Origin of the sequence: Rhodoferax ferrireducens, assembly GCF_049302455.1 — a bacterium.
Taxonomy (GTDB): domain Bacteria; phylum Pseudomonadota; class Gammaproteobacteria; order Burkholderiales; family Burkholderiaceae_C; genus Rhodoferax; species Rhodoferax ferrireducens_B.
This window is the reverse complement of the sequence record NZ_JBAQMD010000019.1, coordinates 71,754-78,581: the sequence shown is the minus strand read 5'-3', so window position 1 is coordinate 78,581 and position 6,828 is coordinate 71,754. Positions and strand designations below refer to the sequence as shown.

Below are 6,828 nucleotides of genomic sequence, written 5' to 3'. Positions count from 1 at the left end.
ACGTAGGTCAGGTTCAGGCGGGCAAATTCGTACTGGTGCGGGGGGGGACTACTCAAAAGGCCGCCTTCTATCAGGCGCTCCATCAGCCAGTCGTAAAACGGGCGCTGGTCTTCAAATTCGAGCGTGCAGATGCTGTGGGTGATGTTCTCCAGCGCGTCCTCAATCGGGTGGGCAAAGGTGTACATCGGGTAGATGCACCATTTGTCGCCGGTGTTGTGGTGCGTGGCGCGGCGAATGCGGTAGATGGCGGGGTCGCGCAGGTTGATGTTGGGGCTGGCCATGTCGATCTTGGCGCGCAGCACCATGGCCCCGTCTTCGTGCTGACCGTCTCGCATTTCTCTGAACCGGGCCAGGTTCTGGGCCGGGGTGCGGGCTCTGAACTTGCTGTTGACGCCGGGTTTGCTGAAGTCGCCCCGGTTGATGCGGATTTCTTCCACCGTCTGTTCGTCCACGTAGGCGTGGCCGGCTTCGATCAAATACTCGGCCGCGCGGTACATGAAGTCGAAGTAGTCGCTGGCCTGGTAGGGCTTGGCGGTGGGCGAGCCGTTCCACTCAAAGCCCAGCCAACGCACCGAGTTCATGATGGTGTTGACGTACTCCAGCTCTTCTTTCTCGGGGTTGGTGTCGTCAAAGCGCAGGTGGCACACCCCGCCATAGTCGCGCGCCAGGCCAAAGTTCAGGCAAATGCTCTTGGCGTGGCCGATGTGCAGGTAGCCGTTGGGCTCGGGTGGAAAGCGGGTGCGGATTTTGGCCGGGTCAGGCTGGCCCTGGGCATGGTGCGCCGCATCACCGGGGCTGCCGCCCCAGCGGCGCGTGGCGTAGGTGCCGGCGGCCAGGTCATGTTCGATGATCTGACGCAAAAAGTTGCTGGGTTTGACGGCCTCAGAAGCAGCGGCGGTGGCTTTGGTGGCGTGGGCCGGGGGTGTTGCGGGGGTGGGGGTGCTCATGCGAATGATTTTAGACTGCGCAGTGCCCTGAAGTACCATTCCTGGTCCGGCGCGCTCCCTTACCCAACCCTATGAATACCAACGATTTCCCTGACACCTCCCCCGACACAGTTTTCGACACAGTGCAGCTGCGGCGGGGCGATCTTCAGGCTGCGGTGCAGGACGGCATTATTTCCACCACGCAGGCGCAGCACCTATGGTCACGGTGGTCGCCGGGTGCGGCGGCGGATACGCTGGCGCCTGCACAGGGGTGGCGGGTCGGGCGTGCGGTGCCGGGCCCGGGCTTTAGCTTCACCAACACCTTGTATTACTTTGGCGGCATGGTGGCCATTGGCGCCATGACGCTGTTCATGACCTTGGGCTGGCAGTCGTTTGGCGCCTGGGGCTTGCTGGCGATCAGCTTGGGGTACCTGGTCGCCTGCCTGAAGGTGGCTGATCATCTGAAGACCCGCCAGTTACCCATTCCGGCCGGCATTCTGGCCACGCTGGCGGTGTGCCTGGTGCCTTTGATTGTGTGGTGTGTGCAGCAAGGGCTGGGGCTGTGGCCGCCGGGCGGGCCTGAGCGCTATTCGGCTTACCACACCCACATCAACTGGCGCTGGCTGACGCTCGAATTTGCCACGCTCATCGCCGGTGTGGTGATGCTGTGGCGCTACCGGTTGCCGTTCATGGTGATGCCGGTGGCGGTGACGATCTGGTACATGAGCATGGATGTGGCCAACGCCCTGATGCAAAACCAGGGCTTCAACTGGCAGTTCACGCGCGATGTGTCGCTGGTGTTTGGCCTGGCCACTTGTGCCGTGGCGGTGTGGGTGGACGTGCGCTGCCGCCAGGCGCAAGAGCCCGCCTGGCGGCAGGACTATGCGTTTTGGCTGTACCTGTTTGGCGCCATCATGTTCTGGGGTGGCTTGAGTCTGCGTGATTCCAGTTCAGAGTTGGGCAAGTTCATTTATGCCCTGCTCAATGTGTTTTTGGTGTTTGTGGGTGCGGCCATTGGGCGGCGGGTGTTCACGGTGCTGGGGGCGTTTGGCGTGGCCGGGTATCTGGGCTATCTGTCGCACCGGGTGTTCCAGGGCAGTTTGATGTTTCCGTTTGCGCTGACGCTCCTGGGTCTGGGTTTGGTGGCCTTGGGCATCTGGTGGCAGCGCCATGAAGATCGCATTAACGCGCGCCTGAGCGCCTGGGTGCCGGCCGGCTTGCGCGCTTAAGGGGAGGAGGGCAGGGCCAGGTACTTGGCCTCGAAGATATCGCTGGGCACCGGTTTGCTGAATAAAAAACCCTGGATTTCATCGCAGTTCAGCACCCGCAGCAGGCGCGATTGCTCCTCGGTTTCGACCCCCTCGGCCACCACCTTGAGCTTGAGCGCGTGCGCCAGGCTGATGATGGTGGACACCAGCGCCAGACTTTCCGGCGCATCCGTCATTTCGATCACGAACGAGCGATCGATCTTCAGCGTGTCCACCGGGAATTTTGACAAGTAGCTGAGCGAGGAAAAACCGGTGCCAAAGTCGTCAATGGCCAGGGTGACGCCCATGTCCCGGATCGCGTGCAGGCTGGTGATGCTGTGCTGGACATTCTCCATCAGCAGGCTTTCGGTGATCTCCAGCTCCAGCCCAGCGGCCGCATGTGCGTCAATGCTGATGGCCTGCCTGACCTCGTCGATGAAGCCGCGATGGCGCAGTTGCAGCGGCGACACGTTCACCGCGATGCGCACGGCGGCCAGGCCCGCGCTACGCCAGCGCAAGGCGTCTTTGATGGCTTGGCGCAGCGCCCAGCGTCCAACGTCGTGGATCAATCCGGTTTCTTCGAGGATCGGGATGAACCGGCCGGGTGGCACCAGGCCCGTGCGCGGATCGTTCCATCGAATCAGCGCCTCGGCGCCAGTCATCTTGCCGCTCACAAGGCTCACCTTGGGCTGGTAATGGAGTACGAATTCACCTTTGTCGAGCGCCTGGCGCAGCTGGTTTTCCAGCGTCAACTTGCCGGCCACCATTTCCGTCATTTTCTGCGTGTAAAACAGGTAGCGTTCGCCGCTCGCCTTGGCCTTGTTGAGCGCGGCCTCGGCGTTCTTGAACAAGGTGTCGCTGTCAGTACCGTCGTAGGGGAACAGGGCTATTCCGACCTTGGCGGAGATACGGAGCACGGCGTCGTTCAGCTGGAATGGATGCTCCAGAAAAGCGACCATCAATTGCTCAAGAGCCCGCGCCACCTCGCCGTCCTGCTTGACCTGCGGCAGCACCATGGCAAACAGGTCAGCACCGACACGTGCCAACAGGTTGGCGTCGCCCACTTTGCTCGTCAGCCACTCTGCCACCAGCCTTAACAGTGCGTCGCCAGCCGGTCGGCCCAGGCTGTCGTTGATGTTTTTGAACCGCTCCAGGTCAATCAGGAACAAGGCAAGTTTGTCCCCGCCCCTGACAGCGCTGCGCATGGACTGCGCCACCCGTTCGAGAAGAAGACTGCGGTTGGCCAGTCCCGTGAGCACGTCGTAATAGGCGAGGTAATTAAGCCGCTCCTGCTTTTCGATGTGATCAATCGCGAACGCGACGTCGCCGGCCAATTCTGTCAACAACTTCAACTCCTCGTCGCGGAAAAATCCAATCTCACGGGTATAGAGTACCAGCACGCCGGCGGCGTCATCCGCGACAATCAGCGGCAAAATTGCCATAGAGCGGACTCCGGATTCGGCGAGTTTCTTGCCGAACACAACCGTTGAGATGCTCTGCAAATCGTTGGTCACGATGACCTTTTTTTCACTCATCGCACGGGCGGTTATGGGGATTCCCGGTGATGCACCCTCACTGGCCGAGTAGCGATCTCTAAGGGCGGTAAGGAACTCCTCATCCACGCCTGCAGAGGCGACCGGGACGATCTTCATCGCGACTGGATCAACGATGCCTATCCAGGCCATACTGAACTCGCCTGCTTGGGTCGCGATCCGGCACGCCTCCCTGAACAGCGTGTCACGGTCACGCACCCGTACGATCAAGCTGTTGATGCCGCTCAGCATGGCATAAACGCGGTTGAGATACGCGATCCTCTGATCCGCCTTTCTGCGTTCGGTAATGTCACGGGTGATGCCGAGCAGCATCGTGTTTCCACCGTTCGCGCCGTCCAGCGGGGCCGCGTGGGTTTCGAGCCAGCGTCGCCCGCCCTTGAGCCCGATGACCTCGAACTCCAGAATGCCGCGTTCGCCACGAATCACGCGCTGATGCAGATCGGCGAAAGCGGCGCGATACTCGGGCACGATGAAACCGAGCAGCGTTCGCGACTGCACCGCGGCGAGCGAGTCGGCCTCCAGCATGGCGAGGCCGGCCGCATTCATCTCAAGGACCATTCCCTCGTGGCTCACTACCTTCACGCACTCGGGCTCGGTCTCGATAATAGTTCGCAGGCGCCGTTCGTTCTCGACGAGTTCGCGCTGGGCCAGGCGGTGAGCCGCGCGTACTTGCGTCTCTTTCAGTTCGCGTTCCAGCGCCGGCGCAAGCCGCGCCAGGCTCGACTTCATCATGTAGTCGCTGGCGCCGGCCTTCATCGCGGCCACGGCGGTGGCCTCGCCGATGGTGCCGGAAATGAGGATGAACGGAATATCGAGGCCGGCCGTGCGGAAAATTTCGAGCGCCTCCAGGCCGGTGAAACCCGGCATGCTGAAATCCGAGATGACGGCGTCCCAGCGCTCCTGCGCCAGCGCGGCTTGCAGGTCCGCCGCCGTCTGGACACGCTGGTGCGTCGGGTCGAACCCGCCGCGATGCAGCGCCCGCAGTGCCAGTATTGCGTCGTCTTCGGAGTCCTCGACGATGAGGACTTTGATCGGCTTGTTCATGTGGCGTTGCGCTCCGGCGGCGGCTGATTCGTCATCATCCAATAGATGCCGAGAACTCTCACCGCCTCCAGGAACTCGGCAAAGTTGACCGGCTTGCGCACGTAGCTGTTCGCCCCCAGGGAGTAACTCTGGATCAGGTCCTGCTCCTCTTTGGACGAAGTCATGACGACCACCGGAATGAGCCGGGTCTGTTCGTCGGCGCGGATCGCCTTGAGCACGCCCAGGCCGTCGAGTCGCGGGAGTTTGAGGTCGAGAATGATCAGCGTCGGCAATGACTTGCTGGCGCGCTCGGCGTAGGCACCGCGCGCAAACAGGAAATCGAGCGCTTCAACGCCGTCCCGCGCCACGATGATCGGGTTCAGCATGTTGTTGCGTTTGAACGCGCGCAGTGTCAGCTTCACGTCGTCCGGATTGTCTTCAACCAGCAGGATGGTCTTGTTCATTTGATCCATTTTTTTATTCCTTCAGGGTGAAAAAGAATGTCGCGCCTTCGCCTTCCTTCGCCTCGGCCCAGATTTTTCCGTCGTGCCGGCGGACGATCCGCTGGACGATCGCCAGACCGATCCCGGTGCCGGGAAAATCCTCGACGTGGTGCAGCCGCTGGAAGGCGCCGAAGAGATTGGCCGCGTGCGCCATGTCGAAACCGACACCGTTGTCGGCGACGAAAAATATCGTTTTCGAGTCGCGTTCCAGTGCACCAACGCGAATCACCGGCTGCCCGGACCTGCCGGTAAATTTCCAGGCGTTCTGGAGCAGGTTTTGCATGGCGATTCGCATCAAAGCCAGGTCGGCGTGAACGCTCAAGCCAGGTTGAATTTCCCATTTTGTCGACCGATCGGGCTGCTCCCGGTCCAGGGCATCGGCGATGTCCCGCGCGATCGCACTGAGGTCGACCGGCGTTACGTTGAGCTCGGCCCGTGTCACCTGTGACAAGCGGAGCAAGTCGTCGATGAGGTTGCCCATGCGCTGGCTCGCCGCACGGATGCGCTGCAGGGCATCCTTGCCCTCTTCGTCCAGTTTGTCGCCGTAGTCCTCGATCAGCACCAATGAGAAGCCGTCCATGCTGCGCAGCGGTCCGCGCAAATCGTGGGACACGGAATAGCTGAATGCTTCGAGTTCCCTGTTCAAGGCCGCGAGATCCTGGTTGCTGCGCTCGACCTGCGCAAACGATGCCTGCAGTGACTGGGTCATGGCGCCGAAATTTTTCGACAACTCACCGATCTCGTCCTTGGCGCGTATGTCAAGAACAAAATTCCAGTTGCCCGCGGCAACGTGGCGCGTCGCCTGCTGGAGTTGGGCGATCGGCACCAGCACGCCGCGTCGCAGAAACCATGACGCGGCGACGATGATCGACGCGATCAAGGCCAGCCCAGCGAGGATTGCAATCATCACCCGCCATTCGGCGTCCATGATGCGCTGCGTTGCAAGGTCGGTCAGGCGCAGTGCGTCGGCGAAGTTCTCCTGCTGGTAGACCATCAGTTGGCTCAGCAGTTGCGCCTGATGTCGCTGACCCGCCTCGTCCAACGGAGTGTCCGCGCGGCCTGCAAGCTCTGCTGCGGTGATTTCGGTGAAGAGGCGCAGCCCTATCGCCCTTTTTTCCCGCAACGTGTCGAGGATTTTGCTTTGCGCGGGCTTGCGGAACCGGGCGTTCGCGATCAGCTGGTCAACATGGTCCGACACCGCGGTCCACTGCACCCGAGCCCGCTCATTGTGGTGCCGGTCGTACTCGAAAGTGAGCAGCCTCAGCTCGGTGACTGCGTGTCCGATCTCAGTCGTCACGCGGCGCTGGCGATTCGCGTCATCGACTTCCGAGTAGGTCCACCAGATCATCGCCGCAATAAGGGCAATGATCGCGAGCCCCGTGCCCGTGACAAACCGTTCTTTGGTGCCGATTTTCATGCGCGGGTCCGGCGCTAGCGCAACACGGTGACATGTTCTGCCTGGACGGCTGGCAGCGTTTGGAATGGCCGCGCGGGCAAGCCCGGACAGTGATCTGGGTTCAGTCCACGGCCGTGCTGAGCCTGTCCAGTCTCATGATTGGAAACGCCAAAATTTGGA

The 6,828-nt window shown here is 61.5% G+C and carries 5 protein-coding genes; 1 reads left to right on the top strand and 4 read right to left on the bottom strand.

Annotated features, from left to right (window positions below; genetic code table 11):
* Positions 1 to 947 (bottom strand): glutamate--tRNA ligase family protein (locus WA157_RS03320; RefSeq protein WP_422619601.1); only part of this gene is annotated, 947 nt, incomplete at its 3' end.
* 71 nt (positions 948 to 1,018) lie between these two features.
* Here WA157_RS03320 and WA157_RS03315 point away from each other — a divergent pair.
* Positions 1,019 to 2,155 (top strand): DUF2157 domain-containing protein, encoded by a 1,137-nt coding sequence (locus WA157_RS03315; RefSeq protein WP_422619600.1) that lies wholly within the window; start codon positions 1,019 to 1,021, stop codon positions 2,153 to 2,155.
* Here the strand turns inward: WA157_RS03315 and WA157_RS03310 are convergent.
* Genes WA157_RS03310 through WA157_RS03300 form a run of 3 tightly spaced genes read right to left on the bottom strand, consistent with a single transcriptional unit; the run spans position 2,152 to position 6,669 of the window.
* Complete coding sequence (locus WA157_RS03310; RefSeq protein WP_422619599.1) at positions 2,152 to 4,770, bottom strand: EAL domain-containing protein; 2,619 nt, start codon at positions 4,768 to 4,770, stop codon at positions 2,152 to 2,154. The genes WA157_RS03315 and WA157_RS03310 overlap by 4 nt on opposite strands.
* Entirely contained in the window at positions 4,767 to 5,213 is a 447-nt protein-coding gene (locus WA157_RS03305; RefSeq protein ID WP_422619604.1) for a response regulator, read from the bottom strand. Before WA157_RS03305 ends, WA157_RS03310 begins: the two co-directional genes overlap by 4 nt.
* 13 nt (positions 5,214 to 5,226) lie before the next feature.
* Positions 5,227 to 6,669: a sensor histidine kinase gene (locus WA157_RS03300; RefSeq protein WP_422619598.1), complete on the bottom strand. Its 1,443-nt coding sequence runs from the start codon at positions 6,667 to 6,669 to the stop codon at positions 5,227 to 5,229.
* Between the last annotated feature and the right edge of the window lie 159 nt (positions 6,670 to 6,828).